26 protein-coding genes and 1 other RNA gene are annotated in these 24565 nt (G+C 67.1%); 23 read left to right on the forward strand and 4 right to left on the reverse strand.

The window, feature by feature from the left end; translation table 11 throughout:
- Window positions 1-178: 178 nt before the first annotated feature.
- Entirely contained in the window at window positions 179-904 is a 726-nt protein-coding gene (locus QT386_RS10520) for a Sir2 family NAD-dependent protein deacetylase (protein ID WP_289273716.1), read from the reverse strand.
- Window positions 905-951: 47 nt separating this feature from the next.
- Between QT386_RS10520 and QT386_RS10525 the strand changes: the two genes are divergently transcribed.
- The 15 genes from QT386_RS10525 (at window position 952) to QT386_RS10595 (ending at window position 13123) form a co-directional block, all read left to right on the forward strand.
- Window positions 952-1902, forward strand: coding sequence for a KpsF/GutQ family sugar-phosphate isomerase (locus QT386_RS10525; RefSeq protein WP_289273717.1), 951 nt, complete (start codon window positions 952-954; stop codon window positions 1900-1902).
- On the forward strand, window positions 1902-2417 hold the full coding sequence (locus tag QT386_RS10530; protein ID WP_289273718.1) for an HAD family hydrolase: 516 nt from the start codon (window positions 1902-1904) through the stop codon (window positions 2415-2417). Before QT386_RS10525 ends, QT386_RS10530 begins: the two co-directional genes overlap by 1 nt.
- Window positions 2417-2980 carry an LPS export ABC transporter periplasmic protein LptC gene (gene lptC, locus QT386_RS10535; RefSeq protein WP_289273719.1) on the forward strand — a complete coding sequence of 188 codons (564 nt, stop codon included), beginning with the start codon at window positions 2417-2419 and terminating at the stop codon, window positions 2978-2980. The genes QT386_RS10530 and lptC overlap by 1 nt, the downstream gene beginning before the upstream one ends.
- A complete protein-coding gene (gene lptA / locus QT386_RS10540; RefSeq protein ID WP_289273720.1) occupies window positions 2958-3563 on the forward strand; it encodes a lipopolysaccharide transport periplasmic protein LptA in 606 nt (201 codons plus the stop codon). The genes lptC and lptA overlap by 23 nt, the downstream gene beginning before the upstream one ends.
- Window positions 3560-4294, forward strand: coding sequence for an LPS export ABC transporter ATP-binding protein (gene lptB, locus QT386_RS10545; protein ID WP_289273721.1), 735 nt, complete (start codon window positions 3560-3562; stop codon window positions 4292-4294). Before lptA ends, lptB begins: the two co-directional genes overlap by 4 nt.
- Window positions 4295-4489: 195 nt before the next feature.
- Window positions 4490-5965: an RNA polymerase factor sigma-54 gene (locus tag QT386_RS10550; RefSeq protein ID WP_289273722.1), complete on the forward strand. Its 1476-nt coding sequence runs from the start codon at window positions 4490-4492 to the stop codon at window positions 5963-5965.
- Window positions 5966-5997: 32 nt separating this feature from the next.
- Window positions 5998-6321 carry a ribosome-associated translation inhibitor RaiA gene (raiA, locus tag QT386_RS10555; RefSeq protein ID WP_289273723.1) on the forward strand — a complete coding sequence of 108 codons (324 nt, stop codon included), beginning with the start codon at window positions 5998-6000 and terminating at the stop codon, window positions 6319-6321.
- A gap of 121 nt (window positions 6322-6442) precedes the next feature.
- Complete coding sequence (locus QT386_RS10560) at window positions 6443-6901, forward strand: PTS sugar transporter subunit IIA (RefSeq protein ID WP_289273724.1); 459 nt, start codon at window positions 6443-6445, stop codon at window positions 6899-6901.
- Between the two features lie 69 nt (window positions 6902-6970).
- Window positions 6971-7543, forward strand: coding sequence for a hypothetical protein (locus QT386_RS10565; protein WP_289273725.1), 573 nt, complete (start codon window positions 6971-6973; stop codon window positions 7541-7543).
- Between the two features lie 34 nt (window positions 7544-7577).
- Complete coding sequence (rapZ, locus tag QT386_RS10570) at window positions 7578-8471, forward strand: RNase adapter RapZ (RefSeq protein WP_289273726.1); 894 nt, start codon at window positions 7578-7580, stop codon at window positions 8469-8471.
- Complete coding sequence (locus QT386_RS10575) at window positions 8468-8878, forward strand: PTS fructose transporter subunit IIA (RefSeq protein WP_289273727.1); 411 nt, start codon at window positions 8468-8470, stop codon at window positions 8876-8878. Before rapZ ends, QT386_RS10575 begins: the two co-directional genes overlap by 4 nt.
- A gap of 1 nt (window position 8879) precedes the next feature.
- Complete coding sequence (locus tag QT386_RS10580; RefSeq protein WP_289273728.1) at window positions 8880-9146, forward strand: HPr family phosphocarrier protein; 267 nt, start codon at window positions 8880-8882, stop codon at window positions 9144-9146.
- 8 nt (window positions 9147-9154) lie between these two features.
- A complete protein-coding gene (gene ptsP / locus QT386_RS10585; protein WP_289273729.1) occupies window positions 9155-10897 on the forward strand; it encodes a phosphoenolpyruvate--protein phosphotransferase in 1743 nt (580 codons plus the stop codon).
- A 2-nt stretch (window positions 10898-10899) separates the two neighbouring features.
- Window positions 10900-12252: a magnesium transporter gene (mgtE, locus tag QT386_RS10590; RefSeq protein WP_289273730.1), complete on the forward strand. Its 1353-nt coding sequence runs from the start codon at window positions 10900-10902 to the stop codon at window positions 12250-12252.
- A gap of 34 nt (window positions 12253-12286) precedes the next feature.
- Window positions 12287-13123 (forward strand): hypothetical protein, encoded by an 837-nt coding sequence (locus tag QT386_RS10595; RefSeq protein ID WP_289273731.1) that lies wholly within the window; start codon window positions 12287-12289, stop codon window positions 13121-13123.
- 208 nt (window positions 13124-13331) lie between these two features.
- Here the strand turns inward: QT386_RS10595 and QT386_RS10600 are convergent, their stop codons facing one another.
- From QT386_RS10600 to QT386_RS10610, 3 genes are read right to left on the reverse strand one after another with little or no spacing between them, the layout of a single operon-like run.
- Entirely contained in the window at window positions 13332-15020 is a 1689-nt protein-coding gene (locus QT386_RS10600) for a hypothetical protein (RefSeq protein WP_289273732.1), read from the reverse strand.
- Between the two features lie 6 nt (window positions 15021-15026).
- Window positions 15027-15797, reverse strand: a complete 771-nt coding sequence (locus tag QT386_RS10605) for an ABC transporter substrate-binding protein (RefSeq protein ID WP_289273733.1) — start codon at window positions 15795-15797, stop codon at window positions 15027-15029.
- A complete protein-coding gene (locus QT386_RS10610) occupies window positions 15794-16225 on the reverse strand; it encodes an SRPBCC family protein (protein WP_289273734.1) in 432 nt (143 codons plus the stop codon). The genes QT386_RS10605 and QT386_RS10610 overlap by 4 nt, the downstream gene beginning before the upstream one ends.
- Before the next feature lie 93 nt (window positions 16226-16318).
- Between QT386_RS10610 and rnpB the strand changes: the two genes are divergently transcribed.
- The 8 genes from rnpB to mraY all read left to right on the forward strand — a co-directional run bounded on the left by rnpB (window position 16319) and on the right by mraY (window position 24565).
- An RNA gene (gene rnpB, locus QT386_RS10615) (RNase P RNA component class A) lies at window positions 16319-16700 on the forward strand.
- 418 nt (window positions 16701-17118) lie between these two features.
- Window positions 17119-17565 (forward strand): division/cell wall cluster transcriptional repressor MraZ, encoded by a 447-nt coding sequence (mraZ, locus tag QT386_RS10620; protein WP_289273735.1) that lies wholly within the window; start codon window positions 17119-17121, stop codon window positions 17563-17565.
- A gap of 60 nt (window positions 17566-17625) precedes the next feature.
- Entirely contained in the window at window positions 17626-18579 is a 954-nt protein-coding gene (gene rsmH, locus QT386_RS10625) for a 16S rRNA (cytosine(1402)-N(4))-methyltransferase RsmH (protein ID WP_289273736.1), read from the forward strand.
- Window positions 18576-18848 (forward strand): cell division protein FtsL, encoded by a 273-nt coding sequence (ftsL, locus tag QT386_RS10630; RefSeq protein WP_289273737.1) that lies wholly within the window; start codon window positions 18576-18578, stop codon window positions 18846-18848. The genes rsmH and ftsL overlap by 4 nt, the downstream gene beginning before the upstream one ends.
- The gene (locus QT386_RS10635; protein ID WP_289273738.1) at window positions 18845-20632 is read left to right on the forward strand and encodes a penicillin-binding protein 2; all 1788 of its coding nucleotides are present in this window, start codon (window positions 18845-18847) and stop codon (window positions 20630-20632) included. The genes ftsL and QT386_RS10635 overlap by 4 nt, the downstream gene beginning before the upstream one ends.
- Window positions 20629-22113 (forward strand): UDP-N-acetylmuramoyl-L-alanyl-D-glutamate--2,6-diaminopimelate ligase, encoded by a 1485-nt coding sequence (locus QT386_RS10640; protein WP_289273739.1) that lies wholly within the window; start codon window positions 20629-20631, stop codon window positions 22111-22113. The genes QT386_RS10635 and QT386_RS10640 overlap by 4 nt, the downstream gene beginning before the upstream one ends.
- Window positions 22110-23480 (forward strand): UDP-N-acetylmuramoyl-tripeptide--D-alanyl-D-alanine ligase, encoded by a 1371-nt coding sequence (gene murF / locus QT386_RS10645; RefSeq protein WP_289273740.1) that lies wholly within the window; start codon window positions 22110-22112, stop codon window positions 23478-23480. The genes QT386_RS10640 and murF overlap by 4 nt, the downstream gene beginning before the upstream one ends.
- Window positions 23480-24565 (forward strand): phospho-N-acetylmuramoyl-pentapeptide-transferase, encoded by a 1086-nt coding sequence (gene mraY / locus QT386_RS10650; RefSeq protein ID WP_289273741.1) that lies wholly within the window; start codon window positions 23480-23482, stop codon window positions 24563-24565. Before murF ends, mraY begins: the two co-directional genes overlap by 1 nt.

Here is a 24565-nt window from a genome sequence, read left to right on the forward strand (position 1 = left end):
AACGAGCAGCCGGCGCATTCATCTACGTCACGGATTGAGCATCCAAGGGTGGGCTCGGCGTCCGGCTGATCTGCCTGCCAAAGAGCGACTCCGGCAGGCACAGCTACAATACAAGGGTGGGCTAAGCGCAGCGTGCCCACCCATTGAAGACCATGCCGCCGCGCCGCTACAGCCCGCGCTAACCCGGCAAGCGAAAACACCCCGGAATCACCTTGCTCGCCGGCCCCCGCAGCCGATGCGTGTACAACGCCGAAGCCTCGTTGTCCTCCGGATTCACCTCCACCATCAGCGCCCCGGAGTCCCGCGCCAGTTGGGCAAAGCCGGCCGCCGGCCAGACCACGCCGGAGGTGCCCACGGAGACGAACAGCTCGCAGCCCGCCACCAGCCGGCGCGCGGTGTCGAACACGGCCTCGTTCACCCTGTCCTCGAACCAGGTGATGTCCGGGCGCAGCCAGGCGCCGCAGTCGGGGCACTGACGGTGGCGATAGGGGCCGGCCTCCAGGTCGTCCCGCAGGCCGTGGCTTGGGCAGCGCTGGCGCCAGAGGGAGCCGTGCAGCTCGGCGTCCACGCGGATGCCGGCCCGCTGCAGCAGGCCGTCGATGTTCTGGGTGACCACCCGGATATGGGGGTAGGCGGCCTGCAACTGCGCCAGGTGGCGGTGCCCGGCATGGGGCGCGCATTGCAGGACATGTGTCCTGCGGACCTCGTGGAAATCCAGCACCCGGACGGGGTCGCGGTCGAAGGCGCGCTGGCAGGCGTAGTCCTCGTAGTTGTATTGCGCCCAGATGCCCGCATGTCCCCGGTACGTGGGTACGCCGGACTCGGCCGACAGGCCGGCGCCGGCGAAGAACACCACGGACCGGTACTCGGCCGGATCGAAAGATTTCAGGGCGGGTTCCGTCATGGCTGTCAGCTTATACTTACACCCCTATGAACGCCGAAAAACTCAAAATGATGGGCCGGCGCGCGCTGGAAATCGAGCGCGACGCGCTCACCGATCTCCTGCCGCGCATCGATGACGCCTTTGTCTCCGCCTGCCGCCTGATGCTGGGCTGCAAGGGCCGTATCGTAGTGAGCGGCATGGGCAAGTCCGGCCATATCGGCGGCAAGCTGGCGGCGACGTTGGCCAGCACCGGTACGCCGGCCTTCTACGTGCACCCGGGCGAGGCCAGCCATGGTGACCTGGGCATGATCACCCGCCAGGACGTGGTGCTGGCGATCAGCTATTCAGGCGAGACCGGCGAGATCGTGACGATCCTGCCGCTGATCAAGCGCCTGGGCGTGCCGCTGATCTCCATGACCGGCAAGCCCAAGTCGACCCTGGCCCAGGCGTCCGACGTGCACCTGGACGTGTCGGTGGCGCAGGAGGCCTGCCCGCTGAACCTGGCGCCCACCTCCAGCACCACGGCGACGCTGGCCATGGGCGATGCCCTGGCGGTGGCGCTGCTGGAAGCCCGCGGCTTCACGCCCGAGGACTTCGCCATGTCGCATCCCGGCGGCTCGCTGGGCCGGCGCCTGCTGCTGAAGATCGCCGACGTGATGCATGGCGGCGCGGAACTGCCCAAGGTGGGGCCGGACGCGCTGCTGACCGAGGCCCTGCTGGAGATGACGCGCAAGGGCCTGGGCGTGACCGCCATCGTCGGCCCGGACGACAAGGTCCTGGGTGTCTACACCGACGGCGACCTGCGCCGCACGCTGGACAAGGGCCTTGACGTGCGCACCGCGAAGATCCGCGAGGTGATGACGGCCGGCGGCAAGTCCGTGCGTGCCGGCCAGCTCGCGGCCGAGGCGGTGCAGCTAATGGAGAAACACAAGATCACCGTGCTGCTGGTGCTGGATGACGCCGGCAAGCTGGAAGGCATCGTGCACATGCAGGACCTGCTGCGCGCGGGGGTGGTGTGATGAGCGCCGCCCTGTCTTCAGCCGAAATTCAGCAGCGTGCGTCCAAGATTCGTTGCGTGTTCCTCGATATCGACGGTGTCCTGACTGACGGCAAGCTGTATATCGGCCCCAACAGTGAAGAAACCAAGACCAACTACGTGCGCGACGGCTACGGCATCAAGCTGGCGCTCAAGCTCGGCCTGCAGGTCGCGGTGATCAGCGGCCGGCCGTCGGAGTCCATGCGCCGCCGCCTGGAATGGCTGGGCGTGAAGCACATCGCCCTGGACACCGAAGACAAGGAGCCGGCCTACCTGCGCATGTGCGCGGAGATGGGCCTGAGCGACGAGCAGTGCGCCCACGTGGGCGACGACGTGCCCGACCTGCCGCTGTTCAAGCGCGTGGGCCTGGCCTGCACCGTGGCGGACGGCCATCCCAAAGCCCTGGCCCTGGCGCACTGGACCAGCCGCTACAACGGCGGCCACGGCGCGGTGCGCGAGGCGATCGACCTCGTGCTGGAAGCGCAGGGCCTGGCCTAATGAAGCGCGGCTCCTTGTTCCTGGGCATGGCGGTGGCTCTGGCGGGTCTGGCCGCACTGACCATGCTGCGCGGCTTCCAGCCGGAGGGGCCGCAGGTGGCGGTCGGTGGCAGCAGCCCGCCGCGCTACCAGCTGGAGGGCGTGGAGTGGACGCGACTGGACGCGCAGGGCAAGCCGCTGGTCCACGCCACGGCGGCCACGGCGCGGTATTACGATGACCGGTCCGCGCAGTTCGAGACGTTGCAGGTGCAGCGCCTGGGCGAGAGCGGGCCCTGGAACCTGGAGTCGCCCAGCGGCAGCATGCCGGCGGGCGAGCAGCGTATCCGTCTGGACAAGCCGGTGGAGATGACCGGCAAGATGAAAAGCGGCGAGACCGTGCGCGTGGACACCGACTCCCTGTGGGTGGACCTGGAGCACAAGGAGATCGCCACGGAAGATCGCGTACGCCTCACCGGCACCAACCGCGCTGCTCGCGCCCGTGGCATGCGGGCCGACTGGAGCGGTACGCAGGTGAAGCTGCTCAACGAAGTCGAGGTGGAGTATGTCCCGCAACCGCGCGGCTGAGGCGGCGTTGCTGCTGGTGTTGGGCCTGGTCACGGGCCTGGCCGCTGCGCAGCAGAAGCGTGAGAACAACGTGGATGCCCTGCGCCCCAATGGCCCGGTCACGGTGACGGCCGACCGCGCGGAATGGGAGCAGAACGGCGCCATGGTCTACACCGGCAACGTGCAGCTCAGCTCCGACACGCTCACGCTTCGCGGCGACCGCCTGGAGCTGCGCCAGCTGGAGGGTGGGCAGTTCACCGCCAGCGTCACAGGCAAGCCGGCGCACTTGGCGCACCCCGGTCTGAAGGAAAAGAACGGCGAGGCCGGCCCGCCCGTCAGTGCCGAGGCGCGCACGCTCAACTACGACAGCCGTACCAGCATGGTCGACATCCTCGGCAACGCGCACCTGACCCGCGGCAAGGACCAGATCGATGGCGACAATATCGGCTACGACGCCGCGGCGCGGCGCATCCGGGCCGCGGGCGGTGAGGGTGGCCAGGTGAAGATCGTGATCCAGCCGCCACCCAAGTCCGGCACCGGTGGCAGCCGCGCCGCCCCCAAGGCGCCGCCGCCGCCGGCGATGGACGAAGGGGTCCAGCCGTGAGCGCCGCTTCCGTGCTGAGTGCGCACAACCTGGTCAAGCGCTACAAGAAGCGCACGGTGGTGCGCGATGTGTCGGTCAACGTGCGGGCCGGCGAGATCGTGGGTCTGCTGGGCCCCAACGGTGCCGGCAAGACCACCTCGTTCTACATGATCGTGGGCCTGGTCGCGGCCGACGGTGGCCGCATCGAGCTGGACGGGGAGGACCTCACCCGCTCGCCGATGCATGCCCGCGCGCGCCGCGGCATCGGCTACCTGCCGCAGGAGGCCAGCGTGTTCCGCAAGCTGACCGTGGCGGAGAACATCCTGGCGATCCTAGAAACCCGCGACGACCTGGACAAGGCAGGCCGCCAGCAGGAGCTGGAACGCTTGCTCGGGGAGTTGCACATCGCCCACATACGCGACGGCGAAGGCCAGTCGCTGTCCGGCGGCGAGCGCCGCCGCGTGGAGATCGCCCGTGCGCTGGCCGCCAACCCGCGCTTCATCCTGCTGGACGAGCCTTTTGCCGGCGTGGACCCGATCGCGGTAGGGGATATCCAGAACATCGTGCATCACCTCAAGCAGCGCGGTATCGGCGTGTTGATCACCGACCACAACGTGCGCGAGACGCTGTCGCTGTGCGAACGGGCGTATATCCTGGCCGAAGGCGCCGTGATCGCCGAGGGTGCTCCGGCCACGCTGCTGGCGAACGAGACCGTGCGCCGCGTGTACCTGGGTGAGCAGTTCAAGCTGTAAGCTCCAGGGCGGCCCCGGAATCCCCCGGGACAGGGCGGTTTCCGGCCTGGAGGCCGTGCCGGCGGCCAGAAACCGCCCGCCAAGGCTCCGACGGAGCCTCTCATTCCAAGGATGGAATGCATTAAAAGTGAAGCAACTTTCGTACCGTTTCAGGCGTAGAATGCGACACATGATTCACGCCGCAGCTTTCTCCGCATGAAGACCTCCCTGGGCCTACGGCTGGGGCAGTCCCTGACCATGACGCCAGCGCTGCAGCAGGCGATCAAGCTGCTGCAGCTCTCCAGCCTCGACCTCCAGCAGGAAATCCAGCAGGTGCTGGAATCCAACGTCATGCTCGAGCTCGACGGCGACGCGCCGGCCGAGCTGGAGCCCGGCTCGGAGTCGGCCGAGGCCCAGGATGCGGCGGCTTCGTCCTCAGTCGAGGTGGCCTCAGTGGAGGTCAGCAGTGACGTCGATATTCCCCAGGAAATGCCCGTGGATGCCGATTGGGGCGATGTCTACGACAGCGCCGGCACCGGAAGCGCCACCGGCAAGAGCGGCGAGGATGACGACCTCCAGGTTTACCTGCAGGCCAACCTGCACGGCCAGACCAGCCTGCGTGACCACCTGAACTGGCAGGCGGGGCTGGCGCCCTTCACCCCCACCGAGTCCGAGATCGCGGCGCACCTGATCGACGCCATCAACGACGACGGCTATCTGGAGAACTGGGAGGACATCGCCCAGCGCCTGCAGGAGGCCTTGGACGTCAGCTACGACCAGGTCGACACGGTGCTCAAGACCGTGCAGGAGTTCGACCCCAACGGCGTGGCGGCCCGTGACCTGGCGGAGTGCCTGCGCCTGCAGTTACTGCAGTTCCCGGCACGCGAGCCGGGTATCCAGGCGGCGCTGACCCTGGTGGACCACCATATCGGCCTGCTGGCCCGCAAGGACCCGGCGTTGATCGCCAAGGGCAGCGGGCTGGCGCAGCCCCAGGTGGAGCTGGCCCTGGCGCTGATCCAGTCGCTGCAGCCGCACCCGGGGCGCCCGTTCCAGGCGCACGAGTCGGACTACGTGGCGCCGGACGTGTTCGTGACCAAGAAGGAAGGGCGCTGGCGGGTGTCGCTCAACCCCGAGCACGCCCCCCGCTTGCGCATCAATGGCTTCTACCAATCCATGATTCGCCGCGCGGACAGTTCCCGTGACCAGCTGACCCTGAAGTCGCATTTGCAGGAAGCCCGCTATTTCATCAATAGCTTGGAAGCGCGCAACGAGACACTTTTGCGCGTTGCACAATGCATAGTTGAAGAACAGCGCGCTTTTCTGGAATATGGGGAGGAAGCGATGCGTCCCCTCGTCCTGAGAGACATCGCCGAACAGCTCGGGATCCATGAATCGACGGTTTCACGCGCAACCGCGAACAAGTACATGCTCACGCCACGTGGGCTATACGAGCTCAAGTTCTTCTTTTCCAGTCATGTGCAGACCACCCAGGGTGGCGTCTGCTCCGCAACCGCAATCCAGGCCATGATCAAGCGACTGATCACCGCCGAGGATCCAGCACGCCCGCTGTCCGACTCCACGCTGTCGGAAATGCTGCTGAAGGAAGGCATACAAGTTGCACGCAGAACCGTAGCGAAGTATCGCGAGGGTCTCGGCATTCCGCCCTCGCATGAGCGTAAACCTCCGTCCTGATGGCAGGACGGTCAACCAGAGGAGCGTTTTAGATGAACCTGAACATTTCTGGTCACCACGTCGATGTCACCCCGCCGCTGCGCGAGTATGTGCTGGCGAAGCTCAAGCGGGTGGAGCGCCACTTCGATCACCTGATCAGCGCGGATGTGATCCTCACGGTAGACAAGCTCCAGCAGAAGGCGGAAGCCACGGTCCACGCCAGCGGCGCCAATCTGCACGCCGAAGCCATCAACGGCGATATGTACGCCGCCATCGACCTGCTGATGGACAAGCTCGACCAGCAGACCCGCAAGCACAAGGAAAAGCTCCGCAACCACCACCACAAGGACGCCATCAAGCGCATGGACCTGCAGTAGTCCATCCCTGACCCGTCCTTCGTCCAGATGCATCAGCCCGCCTGAGGAGCCGATGCGGTAAAGTGAGGGCCGTTCCCACGCGGGTGGGGACGGCCCTTTTGTTTGAATGCATAATCAGATCATGAAACTCGCCGATATCCTCTCTGCTGACCGTATCAGCAGCGGACATACGTTCACCAGCAAGAAGAAGGCCCTGGAAGAGCTCAGCAAGCTCCTCGCCAAGGGCGCTCCGGACGTGGGCAGTGGCGATATCCTCAACAGCCTGTCGGCGCGCGAGAAGCTTGGCAGCACGGGCCTCGGGCACGGCGTGGCGATCCCGCATGGCCGCATGTCCGGCGTCAGCGAGAGCGTGGGCGCTTTCATGCGCCTCCGGCACCCGCTGGACTATGAAGCCCATGACGGCAACGGCGTGGACCTGGTGTTCGGCCTGCTGGTGCCGCAGAACGCCACCGAAGCGCACCTGAAGCACCTGGCCGCCATCGCCGAGATGTTCTCCGACGAGAACTTCTGCCGCGCCGCCCGCGAAGCGGCCGATGACCAGGCCCTGCACGCGCTGCTGGCCAACTTCAAGCCGGCGTAATACCGGCCGCGGTCGCCGATGGCCGCCTCCCGCAGGACCCGCCAGCCCCCTGGACCGACTCCGCATGCCGTGACCCTGCACGGCGTCTTCCTGGAGGTATTCGGCGACGGCGTGCTGATCACCGGCCGCTCCGGCCTGGGCAAGAGCGAACTGGCGCTGGAACTGCTGGCGCGTGGCCACCGCCTGGTGGCCGATGACGCGGTGGAGTTCGAGCGCCACGGCGATGGGCTGAAGGGGCATTGCCCTCCCTTGCTGGAAGGCTTCCTGGAGGCTCGCAGCCTCGGGGTGCTCAACATCCGCCGCCTGTTCGGCCCCAAGGCCCTGCGCAAGTCGGCCATGCTGGACCTGGTGATCGAACTGGACGCGCCGGTGGCGCCGCTCAGCGGCATGGAGCGCCTGACCGGGCACCGCGGCAAGCGGGAAATCCTCGGAATCGCCGTCGCTGAAATCTCAATTCCCATCCGCCTCGGGCATAATCTGGCGGTGCTCGTCGAAGCCGCCTGCCGCGACCTCAAGCTGCGTCGCCAGGGCTACCGCGCCGACGAGGATTTCAGCCAACGCCAGCTCGACGCGATCCGCCGCGCCGGACGGCGGGGCCCCCGCAAGAGCCGTCCCGGAACCAAGGCAAGGCCACCCGAATGAAGCCCGTCCAGAACCGTCCGATGGAGATGCCGGCATGAAGCTGGTGATCGTCAGCGGGCTCTCCGGAGCCGGCAAGACCGTGGCCCTCAAGCAGTACGAGGACCTGGGCTACTACTGCATCGACAACCTGCCGCTGGCCCTGGTGGGGCCGATGGCGCGGCGCGCCATCCGCCAGCTGGACCAGCGTTTCGACCGCCTGGCCATCGGCATCGACGCCCGCGAGAGCCCCAAGGAGATCGAGAAGTTCCCGCGCTACCTGGAATACCTGCGCGAGCAGGGCGTGGAAACCCGCGTGCTGTTCCTGCGCGCCGACGACCAGACCCTGCTGAAGCGCTACTCCGAAACCCGCCGCCGCCACCCGCTGGCCAGCGAGCAGGTCTCGCTGCCGGAGGCCATCGCGCTGGAGCGTCGCCTGCTGGCGCCGGTCGCCAACGTGGCCGACGCCACCATCGAGACCACCGGCAAGAACCTGCACGAGCTGCGCGAGGAGATCCTGGCGCAGGTGCCGGGCGGTGGCGCCGGCAAGTTGTCGCTGCTGGTGATGTCCTTCGGCTACAAGAACGGGCTGCCGGATGCGGCGGACTACGTCTTCGACGTGCGCTGCCTGCCCAACCCGCACTGGGAGCCGACGCTGCGCAAGATGACCGGCCGCGACGCGGCCGTGGCGGCCTGGTTGGAGCGTTTCCCGCAGGTCAACCGCATGCTCGGCGACATCCGCCAGTTTCTTGACCATTGGCTGCCGGAATACAAGCGCCAGGATCGCAGCTACGTCACCGTCGCTATCGGCTGTACCGGCGGACAGCATCGCAGCGTCTACCTGGTGGAGAAGCTGGGTGCCAGCCTGCGCGAGCGCTACGACAGTGTTACGGTGCGCCACCGCGAGGCCTGGGAGGCGACCGAGCGCCGCTCCAGCAAGGCGGCGCAGTGAGTGTCGGGGTGCTGCTGGTGACCCACGGCAAGCTGGGGCAGAACCTGCTCGAGACCATGCGCCACATGCTGGGCGAACTGCCGCTGCGACATGACGTGCTGGAAGTGCACCTGGTGCAGAACCATGAGGGCCTGATCCTGCAGGGTCAGAAGATGGCGGCCCGGCTGGACGATGGCGATGGCGTGCTGCTGCTGACCGATGCCTTCGGCTCCACGCCCAGCAACATCGCCAACAAGCTGGCCACGGAACGCAGGGCCTGCGTGGTGTCGGGCGTCAACCTGCCGATGCTGGTGCGCATCTTCAACTATCCCAAGCTGGCGCTGGCCGAGATGGCCCAGTGTGCAGTGGACGGCGGACAGCGCGGCATCATCGCCTGTCCGCGCAAAGACCATACCGAAGGGGCCTGAGGTGGAAAAGACCGTTGATATCGTCAACAAGCTCGGACTGCATGCCCGTGCCGCCGCCAAGCTGGTGACCCTGGCATCCAAGTTCGAGTCCGACGTGCGCGTGCGCAAGGACGGCCGCGAGGTCAGCGGCAAGTCGATCATGGGCGTCATGATGCTGGCGGCCGCCAAGGGTTCTCAGGTCACGCTGATCGCCGACGGCGAGGACGCGCAGCAGGCGCTGGACGAACTGGCGGCGCTGGTCGCCGACCGCTTCGGCGAAGAGGTGTAGAAAGCCGCATGTCGCTCTGGCTCACCGGCATCGGTGTCTCGCGAGGCATCGCGATCGCGCGCGTGCAGAAGGTGCACGCCGGCGATCTCGACGCGCCCGAGTACCGGCTGGAGCCCTCCGAGATCGAGCCCGAGGTGCGGCGCTTCAACGAGTCGCATGCCCGGGCGCGTGAGCAGCTGCGCGATGTGCGCAACCAGATTCCGCCGGGCACGCCGGGCGATATCGCCGCCTTCATCGACACGCACCTGCTGATGATGGAGGACCGCTCCATCACCGAGACCACGGTTTCGCACATCCGAGGCCAGCGCATCAATGCCGAGGCCGCGCTGCGCAAGACCCGAGACACCCTGGTCGCGGTGTTCGAGCAGATGGACGACCCGTATCTGAAGACGCGCAAGGACGACGTGGAGCACGTCGTCGCGCGCGTCCTGCGATCGCTGCTGGAGTCCGAGAAAGCGCTGCCGAAGATGGAGATCGGCGCTGAGCCGGTGATCGTCGTGGCAGATGACATCACGCCCGCCGACATCATCCTGCTGTCGCAGCAGAACGTGGCGGCCTTCGTCACCGAGTACGGCGGCCCTCTGTCGCATACCGCGATCCTGGCGCGCAGCCTGGGCATTCCCGCCGTGGTGGGCCTGCGCGATGCACGCCGCCTGCTGCGCGACGGCGAAACCATCATCGTCGACGGGGAGCCCGGCCATGTGCTGGCCGATCCGGACGAACAGGCGCTGGGCTTCTACCGCAACCGCCAGGCCGAGCAGGCGGAGTACCGCCGCAACCTGGTCAAGCTGCGTGGCAAGGCCGCGGTCTCGCGCGACGGCGTCAAGATCCGCCTGCTGGCCAACATCGAATTGCCGGAGGACGCCCGCGAGGCGGCCGCCAACGGTGCGGAGGGCGTGGGCCTGTACCGCACCGAGTTCCTGTACATGAACCGCAAGACGCTGCCGTCCGAGGACGAGCAGTACGAGGCCTACGCGCGCATCGTGTCGTCGGTGGACGGACCCATCACCATCCGCACGCTGGACCTGGGTGCAGACAAGCAGGTGGACTCCGGCCGCCAGCTCGGCCCCACGCCCAACAACCCGGCGCTGGGCCTGCGCGCGATCCGACTGTGCCTGAAGGAGCCGGAGCTGTTCCGCGTGCAGGTGCGCGCGTTGCTGCGTGCCTCGGCCCTGGGCCGCGTGCAGATCATGTTGCCGATGATCTCCAACCTGCAGGAATACCGGCAGTCGCTCAGCCTGATCGAGCTGGCTCGCGCCGAACTGGAGCGCGAGGGGGCCCGGATGGCGCCCGAGGTGCCGGTGGGCGCCATGATCGAGGTGCCGGCCGCGGCCATCGCCGCGCCGATGCTGGCGCGCCATGCGCGCTTCTTTTCGATCGGCACCAACGACCTGATCCAGTACACCCTGGCGATCGACCGCGTGGACGACGAGGTGAACTACCTCTACGACCCGCTGCATCCCGCGGTGCTGCAGCTGATCCGCCACACCATCGAGTCTGGCGCCAAGGCCGGCATCCCGGTGGCCATGTGCGGCGAAATGGCTGGCGACGTGCGCTACACTCGCCTGCTGCTGGGCCTGGGCCTGACCGACTTCTCCATGCACCCCGCCTCCGTGCTGGAAGTGAAGCGCATCATCATGGAGTCGGACATCGGTGCCCTGCGCCGGATCGCGCAGCGCCTGCTGGCCTCCACCGACTTGCACGAGATGCGTGAGCTGATCACTGCACTCGACCACGGCGACGTTTCATAACCATGGCCGAACAGACCCGCAACCAGGCCCACCTGACCCGCCTGCGCGAAGCGCTGGAGGGCGGCCGCCTGCTGCCGGTGAAGCGCTCGCTGCAGGCACTGAACCCCGCCGAGATCGCCAGCCTGCTGGAGTCGCTGCCGACGCAGGAGCGCAACGTCGTCTGGGAGATGGTGGACCGCGAGGATGATGGCGAGGTGCTGCTGCACCTGGCCGACGAGGTGCGCGAGGGCCTGATGCGCGACATGGACGCCGCCGAACTGGTGGCTGCCGCCGAGGAACTCGATATCGACGACCTCGCCGACTTCGTCGAGCATCTGCCGGAAACCGTGACCCAACAGGTGCTCAAGGCGCTGGACGCGGACGACCGCGCGCGCCTGGAGTCGGTGCTGGCCTACGAGCCGGACACCGCCGGCGGCCTGATGAACACCGACACCGTCACGGTACGCCCGGACGTGTCGCTGGACGTGGTGCAGCGTTACCTGCGCCTGCGCGGCGAGCTGCCGTCGCACACCGATGCGCTGTTCGTGGTGGACCGCTACGGCGCTTACCTGGGCACCCTGCCGCTGGACAAGATACTGACCCGCGACCCGGATTCGCTGGTGCAGGCGGTGATGGAGCACGAGCGCGAGCCCTTCCTGGATACCCTGTCCGACCGCGAGGTGGCGCAGCGTTTCGAGAACGCGGACCTCGTGTCCGCGCCGGTGGTCAACGAGAAGGGCATCCTGCTCGGCCGCATCACGGTGGACGACGTGGTCGACGTCATCCGTGCCGAGGCCGACCACAACCTGATGGCCATGGCCGGCCTGGACGAGGACGAGGATCTGTTCGCACCCGTGCGCAAGGCGGCGCGGCGCCGCGCGCTGTGGCTGGGCGTGAACCTGTTCACCGCCTGCCTGGCCGCACGCGTGGTCGGCGCCTTCGAGGCGACGATCAGCCAGGTGGTGGCGCTGGCGGTGCTGATGCCCATCGTTGCCAGCATGGGCGGCATCACCGCCAACCAGATCGTGGCGCTGATGGTGCGCGGCCTGGCGCTGGGGCAGGTGGGTAGCGGCAACACCGGCGCGCTGTTCAAGAAGGAAATCGCGGTGGCGCTGATCAACGGCGTGCTGTGGGGCCTGGTGATTGCGGCGGTGGTGCTGTTCTGGTTCAAGAGCGCGGCGCTGTCACTGGTGATTGGCCTGGCGCTGGTGTTGAACCTGGGATTCGCGGCGACGGCGGGCGTCTTCGTGCCGCTGATCCTGCGCAAGCTGCGGCTGGATCCGGCGCTGGCAGGCAGCGTGGTGGTGACCACGTTCACCGATGTGATGGGTTTCTTCCTGTTTCTGGGGTTGGGGACGCTGATCCTGATTCGCTGAAGCTCTGGGAGTTTCCACGTTGATGGGGGGGACGATGATCAGGATAAGTACGTGCTTTGGAGCACTTATTTCTCTGTTGGTGCTGATAGGCTGTGCGTCGTCAGATGACGCGTGGTTTCAGGAGCAACAGAAGCGCTACGACTTGATAACAAACATTCGCGTGGATCGGCTGACGCCTGGGATGTCCGTGGATCAAGCCAAGCGGGCCATGCCCGAGAATGTAACTCAGCGTGAGCTGTCAGTCGCGATTCAGGGAGTGGCGGTCGGCTACAGACTTGTCGCCTATCAGGGCCATACTCTCGCTGAGCCCAATGCTTCCTATGTGACGCTGCTCTTTCAGGACGAGAGGTATGTTCGGTACATACCGGAAGCAGCCGAGATCATTGCCTTGTCGATAGCAGAAGATTTGATTTCGCATCTGCATGGTTCCGGAGCGATCACTCTCAGTGCGGCAGAGGATTTGCGTGCCAGAGCGCGGCTCGGAGCCTCTGGCAAAAAGATAGATCAGATCGACGAGGAGCTTTTGCTGTACCAGGCATGGCAAGCAAAGCGAGTGGACCAGGGCGAGATTTCTATCGAAGAATACAGATATCTCACTTTGATGAAGGGTAATGAACTTGCTCGTATCCGTGCTGCAGCGGACTCTCAAGCACAGCTAAGTCTCGTGCAGCATAGGGACTTGGAGTTGCGGCGAAAGCAGCTTCTTGCGCAACAGGAAGCCACAGATATTCAACGCCGTGCGTTGATGTCTCAAACCATCCTCAACGGGATGCGCTCTGCCTATCAGCCGCCACAGGTCTATCAGCCACCGCAGACCCTGACTTGCGAGTCTAGCGCGCTGGGATACACGGTTACGACGCGCTGCAGATAGCTGGTGTGGGTCTTGTTTGACCCAAAGGCGGTCTCTTCAGAGAAGCTGCGGGCTGATCCCTTTTCTCCTCCATCCTATTTGTGGAAATAGAGTTGGGGCGAGGGGTGGCTTTTCCCGATATGCCGCTGAACTTTTCGCGGCATCTTGGCTTAAGGTAGTCATATTAGGACTCTGACCTGCCTGTCGTGTAAGGCGGGATGTTTTCGCGCTATAACCCCGGCAAACACAACTTCGGCAACCTCCCATCCTCCTGCTGCGCCAACAGGATCGCCAGCAGCGTCCCCGCATCCGGCACCGGTGGCTGCGTCAGCTCGTCCAGCAAGCCGCCGCCATCGCGCCGCAGCGTCCAGCAAGCCTGCGCGATATCGATACGGCTCCTGGTGGCGTAGAGCTCGGTCTCCAGCACGGCGCTCTCGCCAAAGTGCTGCGCCAGGAACTCCTGCACCATGGCGGGCTGGCTGGCGCGCTGCTGCCACAGCGCGGCCGGCACCTTCACGGCGGCGCGGTAGTAGCGCGGGTAGATGTCCAGGCCGCGCGCGCGGCGTTCCTGGCGCAGGCCGTCGGTGCTGTGCAGTTCCAAATCCAGCGATTGGCCGTTCAGGTCGATGCGCAGTGTGGCCGGCGAGCAGTAAGGGTTGAAGTCCAGCAACCGCGCGTCATGGCCGGCGATGCGGCCGGTGTAGCTGAAGTCCTCGGGCAGGCCGTGGTGCGGGCCGGGCAGGGGCAGGGTGCGGCCCTGCAGGGTTTCGCCGGTGAAGACGAAGCGCCAGTCGCCGCCGGCGATGTCGCGCTCCCAGTAGCCGTTGCGGCCGCTGCCGTCCTGGCCTTCCACGCGCATCAGGCGATGCTCGGAGCCGGGCGGCAGCTTACGCAGGCTGATGCGGTCGGTGATGCGGCCGGGCACATTCGGTTGCCGTACCCAGTCCGGCGCGGGCAACTGAATCTTGGGTGACTCGACGCCGCTCTGGTCTTGCCAGGAGTAGTCGAGCAGCACGGCATTGCCGCCGGAAACGTCGAACTCGTAGAGGCGCGTATAGATCTCGCCGGTGGCGGTGACGATCATCGCGGTGGAGCCGCTGCCGCTGAGCCCCGCAATCACGGCGGTGCCGCGCTCGGGGCCGCAGACCTCGCGGCTCTCGTCCATCGGCAGCCAGGGATCGATGTAGGTGATGCGCAGGCCGTCGCCGCGCAGCAGGAAGACGTTGAGGATGCCGGCGGGTGCCTGCCGGTAGCCGCCGCCGTCGACGAAGTATTCATCGGTGCCGGTGAAGTGGGTTGTCGCCCAGTCGCGCACGTCGCTGAAGATGTGCCCACCCAGGTCGGTCCAGAAAAACGGCCCCCAGCGTCGCGTCCAGCCGCCGCTGCCGATGGCGCCGTTGGCGTAGTCCAAAGTGTAGATGTCGCGCTGCGCGTTGAGCGCGATCAGCACGGTGCCGTCGGCGGAGATTGCCGAGACCTGGCCGTCGAGGCAGCGCGGGATGCGCAACTGGCGCCAGGGCTCGTCGGTGCCGGTGGCGTCGCGGTTGGCCTTGACCCAGATGCGGCCTTCGCGCACGGCGTAGTAGTAGCGGCCGTCGAGGGATTCCTGGCGACCGCGGAAATGCACGTCGCGCGGCAGCAGGGCCGCGACCTGCGGCGGAGCCTCGGGACCGCCCTGCATCGGGCTGAAGCGCTCGGGATCCAGCACCGTGGGGATCAGCAGGCCGGTGGTGCCGAGATAGTCCTCCGGGCACAGCAGGTTCGGCACAGTGCGGATACCGGGGAAACGCGTCTCCAGGATCGAGGGCGAGCGTTCGGCCGGCGGCAGGTTGCCGCCACCGGAAGACTCGGCTGGTACGGACGAACTGCCGCAGGCGCAGAGCAGCAGGGCCAGTGAAGACAGCAGGAATGCACGCATGGGTTTTCAGCCGATCAGTTTGCGCAAGGCGCAATAACCTTCCACCAGCCGCGGCCCGGGCCGCCCGAGGAAGGCTTCGGTAATGGGGTGGACGCGTTCGCCGCGCACGGCGGGGATGCTCTCCCAGCCTTCGCGCCGCAAGACCACCTCGGCACGGTACTTCTCTTCCTTCACGCCGCACCAGGACATCACCACGATCTCCGGCGCCAGCCGCTGCGCCTCGGGGACATCCAGCGTGGCGCTCTTGAGGTCGGCGTCGGCCAGCAGGTTGCGGCCCCCGGCGCGCTCGATCAGGTCATGTACCCAGGACTGGCGCGCGGCGCCGATCACCGGCTTGGGCCACCACTCCACCAGCACACGCGGTGCATCCGCGGCCGGCGCCACGGGCGGCATGGCGGCCTGCATCCGTGCCACCAGGGCGGTGCCGCGCTCCGGCACGTCCAGCGCCTCGGCGATCACGCGGATGCTGTCGAAGACATCGTCCAGGCTCAGGGGGTCGATCACGATGCAGCGCAAGCCGGCGGCCTGCAGGGCCTCCACGATGCGCTCGTGACCGGGCACGGTCAGCGAGGTCAGCACCAGGTCCGGCCGCAGGGCGATGGCCGCTTCCACGTCCAGGTCCAGGTCGCGGCCCAGCTTGGGGATGTGGGCGACGATCTCCGGTGGATAGTCGGAGTCGGTGTCGATGCCCACGATGAGGTCCGCGCAGCCTAGCGCGCAGACGATCTCGGTGTTGGAGCAGGTGTGCGAGAGCACCCGCCGCGGCGTGGTACTCAAGCGCGCTCCAGCCCCTTGAGCCGCTTCGGCGCATTGCGCCGCCACATCAGCTGCAGCGCCAGGACCAGCAGCTTGCCGGTGCAGGGAATCTTCGGGTCGAAGCGGATCAGGTAATCGATCTTCGTGGCGCCATGGTCCGTGCTGAACTGGATCTGGCCCAGGTGGTTCTTGATCGGGCTGCCGCGGGTGACCTGGTAGTCGATGCGGCGGTTGGGCTCGAAGGCGACGATGGTTTCGTCGAAGCTGCTGGACCCGCTGCCGATGCGGCGCACCGAGCCGATGCCGTTGGTCTCCAGCTCCCCCTCGCGAATGCGCAGACCGCTGCTGCCGAACAGGGTGGTGAAGCGTTCGTGGTCGGCAAAGAACTCGAAGACCTCTGAGACCGGCGCGCGCACGGTGGCGGCCAGGCGGACTTCATAGCGGGGCATGACGGGGTTCCTGGGAGGCAAGGCACGCATTGTGGCGGCCATTGGCGCTGCAGTCATGTGCAAGTCGATGCCCCAGGGCGGATAATGCGCGCGGGAGCCGGCCAGGCAATCGCCGCCGCGAAAGCGGGGGAGGAAAGTCCGGGCTTCACAGGGCGAGGTGCCAGGTAACGCCTGGGCGGCGAGAGCCGACGGAAAGTGCCACAGAGAACAGACCGCCGATGGCCCGCAAGGGATCAGGCAAGGGTGAAACGGTGCGGTAAGAGCGCACCGCGGGGCCGGCAACGGCAACGGCACGGTAAACCCCATCGGAAGCAAGGCCAAATAGGGATGGATGCAGCCGCAAGGCTGCAACGCGCGGCCCGCGCGCCATCCGGGTAGGCTGCTAAAGCGCCGCGGTGACGCGTCGCGTAGAGGAATGGTTGCCTCGGCCCGCAAGGGCTCAGGACAGAACCCGGCTTATCGGCCGACTCCCACTTTTTCATCCGGCCGGGCCGCAAAGGCCCGGCCCCGCTGGAGTCTGTGCCCGTTCATCGCTGCTGCCGCTGAATCCACTCTTCGTTTTCCGCCGGGAATGCCGGTGCCGTCCATCGCCGGCAGGGTTGCGGCATACATAAATGTGATTTTTTATTTAAATAAAAATTAAAATATATATAAAAATAACAAGTCTACGAGATCATGGACTTATCGCGCGCTAATTCTGTGCTTACTTTAAATATAAGTCGTAACTTATTGTTTTATATGACCGTTGGAATGCTCATTCAGGTGGCCTTAAGTTTTTGTTTTGCCTCGAATTTTGGTTCCGATTTTTGTTGCTGGGGGCCAGGGGGTGGTTTATAGTGGGTAATAAGTGGCTCTAAGTGGGGGAAAGTGGGGAAGCCCACCGCCTGAACGACGTGTTTGCCGGATCGCACCAATTGACGATTGACGACAAGGGTCGCCTGGCGATCCCTGCGCGCTATCGCCAGTCGCTGGCCGACACCTGTGATTCGCAACTGGTCGTCACCATGGGCCCGGAGTCCTGCCTGGAGATCTACCCGGCACCGCAGTTCCAGGACATCGTCAAATCCATCATGGAACTGCCGCCGCGTGGCCCGGCCGCGCTGCTGCGCCAGCGCTTCATCGGCCTGGCCATGGAGTGCGAGATCGACAAGCAGGGGCGTCTGCAGCTTTCCCAGTTCCTGCGCAACCAGGCCAAGCTCAACGGCACCGGCGTGCTGGTCGGCAACATCGACCACTTCGAGCTGTGGGCGGAAGACCTGTGGAATGCGCGCTGGAGCAGCGAGGGTCCCGACAGCAAGCTGGGCGCGCTGGCCGAGGCGTTCCAGGTTCTCAACCGGTGAGGTGCGCGCATGCCGTTCGATGCCGCCCCTGCCGCTATCGCTCCGGGGACTGACGCCGCTATGACCTTGCATAGGCCGGTGATGCTCGATGAGGCTCTCACCGGCCTTGCCGTCCGCGCGGGCGGCGTCTACCTGGACGGCACCTTCGGCCGTGGCGGCCATTCCGCGGCGATCCTGGAGGCGCTCGGCGGTAGCGGTGAGCTGCATGGCCTGGACCAAGATCCGCAAGCGGTGGCGCATGCCAAGGAGCGCTTCGGCGCCGTGGGTAACTTCCGCATCCACCATGCCAATTTCGCGCAGATGCGCGTGGTGGCCGAGGCTGCCGGCATTGCCGGCCGCATCGATGGCATCCTGCTGGACCTGGGCGTTTCTTCGCCGCAGCTGGATGATGCCAGCCGCGGCTTCAGCTTCTCCAAGGACGGCCCGCTGGACATGCGCATGAACCCGCTGGCTGGTGAGTCCGCTGCGCAGTGGCTCGCGCGCGCCGGCGAGTCCGACATCGCCGACGTGCTTTACCAGTACGGCGAGGAGCGCAACAGCCGCCGCATCGCGCGCCGCATCATGGAGACGCGGGCGGAGGCGCCGCTGACCACCACGGCGCAGCTCGCCGCGTTGATTGCTGCGGTGCCGGGCCCGCGCAGCCGTCATATCCATCCGGCCACGCGCAGCTTCCAGGCGATCCGCATTTTCCTCAACCGCGAGTTGGACGTGCTGCCCGAAGCCTTATCGCAAGCCGGCGAGCTGCTGGCGCCCGGCGGACGCCTGGCGGTGATCAGCTTCCACTCGCTGGAAGACCGCATCGTCAAGCGTTTCATGCGTGAGGCGGGCAACGAAAGCGGTAACCGCGAGCCTTCACCGAGGGGTCATTTCCACGATCCACGGATGCCGGTGGCGCCGGCTCGCACCGGTCCGCTGCTGCGCAAGGTTGGCCGCTATTTCCCGACGGACGCGGAGAGCGCCGACAACCCGCGCGCCCGCAGCGCGGTGCTGCGCGTGGTGGAGAAGGCCCCATGAAGCGCGGTGCGATGCTCCTGCCGATGATGCTGTCCATTGCCGTGGTCACCTCGGCGCTGGCGGTGATCCGCACCAAGCACGAGAACCGTGCACTGGTGAACGAACTCGAGAAACTGCGCGGCGAGCAGACCCGCCTGGACATGGAGTGGGCCCAGCTGCAACTGGAGGAGGCCACGCTGTCGCACAACGCGCGCGTCGACCGCCTGGCCCGCGAGCAGCTCGGCATGACCGAGCCGCGTGACTACGTCATCGTCGGAGATCGCCCATGAGCGGCGCGCGGCCCAATCCCGTAGCCGAGCCGGTGGCGCAGTGGCGTCGCTGGCTGGTGCTGGGCGTGCTCAGCCTGGGTGCCGCGACCGTGGTCGGCCGGGCCTTCCAGCTGCAGGTGCTGGAGCGCGACTTCCTGCGCCAGGAAGGCAACAAGCGCCATATCCGCACGATGCTGATCCCGGCGCATCGCGGAGCCGTCACCGACCGCCGCGGCGAGCCGCTGGCGCTGTCGGCGCCGGTCGAGTCGCTATGGGCGGTGCCGTCGGCCCTGCTGGATTCGCCGCAGCACGTGACCGCGCTGGCCAAGCTGCTCAACAAGAATCCGCGTGGCTTCGAGAAGTTTTTGGAGCAGCGCAAGGACCGCAAGTTCGTCTATATCAGCGATCCGCTGCCGCCGGCCGACGCGCAGCGCGCGCTGTCGCTGAAGGCGCCGGGCGTGTTCTCCGAGCCGGCCTATGCACGCTACTACCCGGCGGGTGAGGTGGCGGGCCAGCTCGTGGGCTTCTGCGGCCGTGACGGCGATGGCCTGGAGGGCATCGAGAAGTCCCAGGAGACGCTGCTCAGCGGCAAGGCCGGCTCGCGCCGCGTGATCCGTGATCGCCAGGGTCGTGTCGTTGACGACACGCTGGAGTCGGTGGCCGCCGCTTCCGGCAAGGATGTGCAGCTCACCATCGACCTGCGCATCCAGTATCTAGCCTACCGCGAGTTGAAGGCGGCGGTGGCCGAGAACAAGGCCAAGGGCGGCCTGATCGTGGTGGCCGACAGTACCACCGGCGAAATCCTGGCAGTGGCCTCGCAGCCGGGCTTCAACCCCAACAATCCGCCGGAGCGTCGCTCCAGCGGCACGCGCAACCGCGCCATTGTCGACAGCTTCGAGCCGGGCTCCACGGTGAAGCCGCTGCTGGTGGCGCAGGCGCTGGAGCTGGGCGTGTTCCAGCCTACCAGCATGATCGACACCAACCCCGGCACCTACAAGGTCGGGGCGCTGACCGTGCGCGACGTGCACCCGCAGGGCGTGGTGGACCTGGCCAAGATGCTGGCGAAGTCCAGCAACGTCGGCGCCGCCAAGGTGGGCCTGACCATCGGCCCTGAGGCGGTGTGGAACGGCTACCAGCGCTTCGGCCTGGGCGAGCCGGTGTATTCGGGTTTCCCCGGCGAGGTCAATCCGCTGCTGCGCCACTACAGCGAGTGGGGCCAGATCGCCACCGCTACTGCGTCCTATGGCTACGGCCTGTCGGTCAACGCGCTGCATCTGGTGCGTGCCTATGCCGCGCTGGCCAACGACGGCCTGATGCCGCACCTGCGCCTGGTGCAGAACGAGCAGGCCACGCCGCCGCAGCGCGCCGTGTCCGCGCAGACCGCGCGCAACGTGCGCAAGATGCTGGAGGGCGTGGTCTCGCCGGACGGCACCGGCATCCGTGCCGCGATCCCCGGCTATCGCGTTTCTGCCAAGACCGGCACGGTGCGCAAGGTTTCCGAGACCGGCGGCTATCACGGCGACAAGCACCAGTCGGTGTTCATCGGCATGGTGCCGGCCGAGCACCCGCGCCTGGTGGGCCTGGTGATGATCGACGAGCCCGGCGCCGGCGCCTATTACGGTGGCCTGGTGGCGGGCCCGGTGTTCTCGCGCGTGATGCAGGGCGCCGCGCGCCAACTGCAGATTCCGCCCGATGACATGCCGCCCCCGCCGCCGCGCACCATGGTGCAGCAGCCGCCTGCGCCGATCGTGCAGGTGGCCCAGCATGGCAGCTTGCCGCCGCCCTCGCCGGAGCAGGCCCGATGAGCCGCCACGCGCGCTCCCTGAGCAGCCTTCTCGAGGGCCTGGCCGACGCGCCCGACGTCGAGATTGGCGGCGTGCAGATGGACAGCCGCCGCGTCGGGCACGGTGATCTCTTCCTGGCCTGCCGCGGCCATGGCCAGCATGGCCTGTCCTATGCCGAGCAGGCATTGGAGCAGGGCGCGGCGGCGATCGCCTGGGAGCCGGCCGAAGGCTGGTCCGCGCCGCAGGCCGATGTGCCGTTGGTGGCGGTGCCGGGGCTCTCGGCGCACGTCGGCGAAATCGCCGCACGCTTCTACGGCCATGGCTCGCGTCATCTCTACACGGTCGGCGTCACCGGCACCGATGGCAAGACCTCCACCGCGCACCTGGTGGCCCAGGCGCTGGACCGTCTCGGCCGTGCCTGTGTCTATGTCGGCACGCTGGGTACCGGCCGCGCCGGCCGGCTTGCCAGCGGCGACCACACCACGCCGGACCCCGTCAGCCTGCAGCGCCTGTTGGCGCACCAGCTCGAGCTGGGGGCCGAGTCCTGCGCCATGGAGGTGTCCTCGCACGCGCTGGACCAGGCCCGCGTCGCCGGCGTCGAGTTCGACGTGGCGGTGCTGACCAACATCACGCGCGATCACCTGGACTACCACGGCACGGTGGAGCGCTACGCCGCGGCCAAGCGCCGCCTGTTCGAGCGCGAGGGCCTGCGTGCCATGGTGTTGAACCGCGATGACGCGCGCGGCGCAGCCTGGGCCGACGAGCTCGCGAACCACCCGGGCGTGACGCGCTATGGCCTGGACGGCGAAGTTCCCCGCGAAGGCGCCTATATGATTGGCCGCGGGCTGCGCCTGCACGAGCGCGGCATCGAGCTGCGGATCGACAGCAGCTGGGGCCAGGCAACGCTGCACAGCCGTTTGCTCGGCCGCTTCAATGCCTACAACCTGCTGGCCGCGCTGGCCGCGGTGCTGCATGGCGGTTTTACGCTGCAGCAGGCGGTCGCGGCGCTGGGCGAGGCGCACACCGTGCCGGGCCGCATGGAAGCCTTCCGCGGCACGGCATCGCCGGCTTTGGTGGTGGTGGACTATGCGCATACTCCGGGCGCCCTGGCCGCCGCGCTGAGCGCCGCGCGCGCGCACACCGCGCAGGCCCTGTGGTGCGTGTTCGGCTGCGGCGGCGACCGTGATCGCGGCAAGCGTCCGCTGATGGGCCAGGCCGCCGCCGAGGGGGCCGACCAGGTGATCGTCACCGACGACAATCCGCGCAGCGAGGACCCCGCTGCCATCGTCGCCGAGATTCGTGCCGGCATGAGCGGCCGTGCGAACGTGCGCGTCGTCCACAGCCGCACCGACGCGATTGCCGCCGCAGTGCGCGGCGCCGGTCCGGGCGACACCGTGCTGGTGGCCGGAAAGGGTCACGAGGATTACCAGATCTACGGCGCGGAGCGCCGCCACTACAGCGATCGCGCCTACGTGGCGCAACTGCTCGGGGCCGCGGCATGATGGACCGTCTCTCCACGCTGGCGCGCCTGCTCAACGGCGAACTCGCCGGTGGCGACGCCGGCTTTTCCCGCGTGGGCACCGATACCCGCACGCTACAGCCGGGCGATCTCTATGTCGCGCTGCAGGGCGAGAACTTCGACGGACACAACTTTCTGGAAGCGGCCGTTGCCGCCGGCGCCGCCGGCGCACTGGTGTCGCGTCGGGTCGAGTCCTCGCTGCCGCAGGTGGTGGTGGGCGACACGCTCAAGGCGCTGCAGGAGTATGCCGCCGAGTGGCGCCGTCGCTTCGACATCCCGGTGGTGGCGGTGACCGGCAGCAACGGCAAGACCACCACCAAGCAACTGCTGGCCTCGGTATTCGCGGCGCGCGGGCCGGTGCTGGCGACGCGCGGCAATCTCAACAACCACATCGGCGTGCCGTTGACGCTGCTGAGCCTGCGCCCGGAACACCGCACCGCGGTGATCGAGATGGGCGCCAACCATGCGGGCGAGATCGCCCTGCTGGCCAGCCTGGCCAAGCCGGACGTCGGCGTCGTGACCCAGGCCGGCGATGCGCACCTGGAAGGCTTCGGTTCGCGCGAAGGCGTGGCCCGCGCCAAGGGCGAGCTGTTCGCGGCGCTGTCCGGCGGCGTTGCCGTGATCAATGCCGACGATCACTACGCGCCGCTGTGGCGCGACCTGGCACGGCATGCCTCGGTGCTGACCTTCGGCTTCGACGAAGGCGCTGACGTACGGGCCCTTCATGTTCAGGCCGAGCCGCCCGCCGCCCCGTCCGTCATGCAGTTCGAGTTGCGTGCACCCAACGGCAAGCAGAGCGTGCGTCTGCCGCTGCCGGGCCGTCACATGGTGGCCAACGCCATGGCCGCCGCCGCCTGCGGCGTCGCCCTGGGCCTGGACGTGCAGCAGATCGCCCAGGGACTGGCGGGCGTGGACGCGCCGTCCGGTCGCCTGTCCTGGAAGACCACGCCGCAGGGCGCGCGTCTGCTCGACGACAGCTACAACGCCAACCCCAGCTCGCTCAAGGCGGGCCTGGAGCTGCTGGCCGGCATGGCCGGCCGTCGCTGGGCGGTGCTGGGCGCGATGGTGGAGCTGGGGCCGAATTCGGTGCAGCTGCATGCCGATGCCGGCCGCACGGCGCGCGCGCTGGGAATCGACCGGCTGTTGACGCTGGGCCCGATGGCGCGCCATGCCGCCGAAGCCTTCGGCACCGGCGCCGAAGCATACGACAGCGTCGAGGAACTCGCCGCTGCCGCCAATCAACAACTCGATGCGCAGACGGTGGTGCTGGTGAAGGGCTCGCGGTCCTCGCGCATGGAGCGCGTGGTCGCCGCCCTCACCGGCGAGACACAGAATGCGGGGGACCACTGATGCTGTATCACCTTGCCCAATACCTGCAGCCGCACATCAGCGGTTTCAACCTGTTCAACTACCTGACGATCCGCGCGGTGCTCGGCATCCTCACGGCGCTGGTGTTCTCCTTCGCCTTCGGGCCCTGGATGATCGAGCGGTTGTACCGCTTCAAGTTCGGCCAGCCGGTCCGCAGCGATGGCCCGCAGACCCACCTGAAGAAGACCGGCACCCCGACCATGGGGGGCGTGCTGATCCTGCTGGCGATCAGCGTCTCGACACTGCTCTGGGCCAACCTGACCAACCGTTTCGTCTGGTGCGCCCTGCTGGTGACGCTGGCCTTCGGCGCCGTGGGTTTCGCTGACGATTACATCAAGATCAGGAACAAGGACCCCAAGGGCCTGCCGGCGCGCAAGAAGTATTTCTGGCTGTCGCTGGCCGGCTTCGGCGTCGCCACGCTGCTGTTTTTCACGCACAAGACGCCGGTGGAAACCACGCTGTTCTTCCCGTTCATGAAGGACGTGACGATCAGCCTGGGCATCTTCTTCATCCCCTGGGCCTACCTGGTGATCGTGGGCAGCAGCAATGCCGTCAACCTCACCGACGGCCTCGATGGCCTGGCGATCCTGCCGACCGTGCTGGTGGCCTCGGCGCTGGCGGTGTTTGCCTACGCCAGCGGTAACGTCAAGTTCGCCGAGTACCTGGGCATTCCCTACATCGCCGGAGTCGGCGAGGTGGCGATCTTCTGCACGGCCATCGCCGGTGCCGGCCTGGGCTTCCTGTGGTTCAACGCCTACCCGGCGCAGGTATTCATGGGTGACGTCGGTGCGCTGGCGCTGGGCGCCGCGCTGGGCGTGGTGGCGGTGATGGTGCGCCAGGAGCTGGTGCTGGCGATCATGGGCGGCGTGTTCGTCGCCGAGACCGTGTCGGTGGCGCTGCAGGTGCTGTACTTCAAGTATAGCGGCGGCAAGCGCATCTTCCGTATGGCCCCGCTGCATCACCACTACGAGCTGAAGGGATGGCCCGAGCCCAAGATCATCGTGCGCTTCTGGATCATCACGCTGATCCTGGTGCTGATCGGCCTCTCAACGCTGAAGATCCGATAG

The sequence above is a fragment of the Solimonas sp. SE-A11 genome, from assembly GCF_030345715.1.
Lineage (GTDB): Bacteria > Pseudomonadota > Gammaproteobacteria > Nevskiales > Nevskiaceae > Solimonas_A.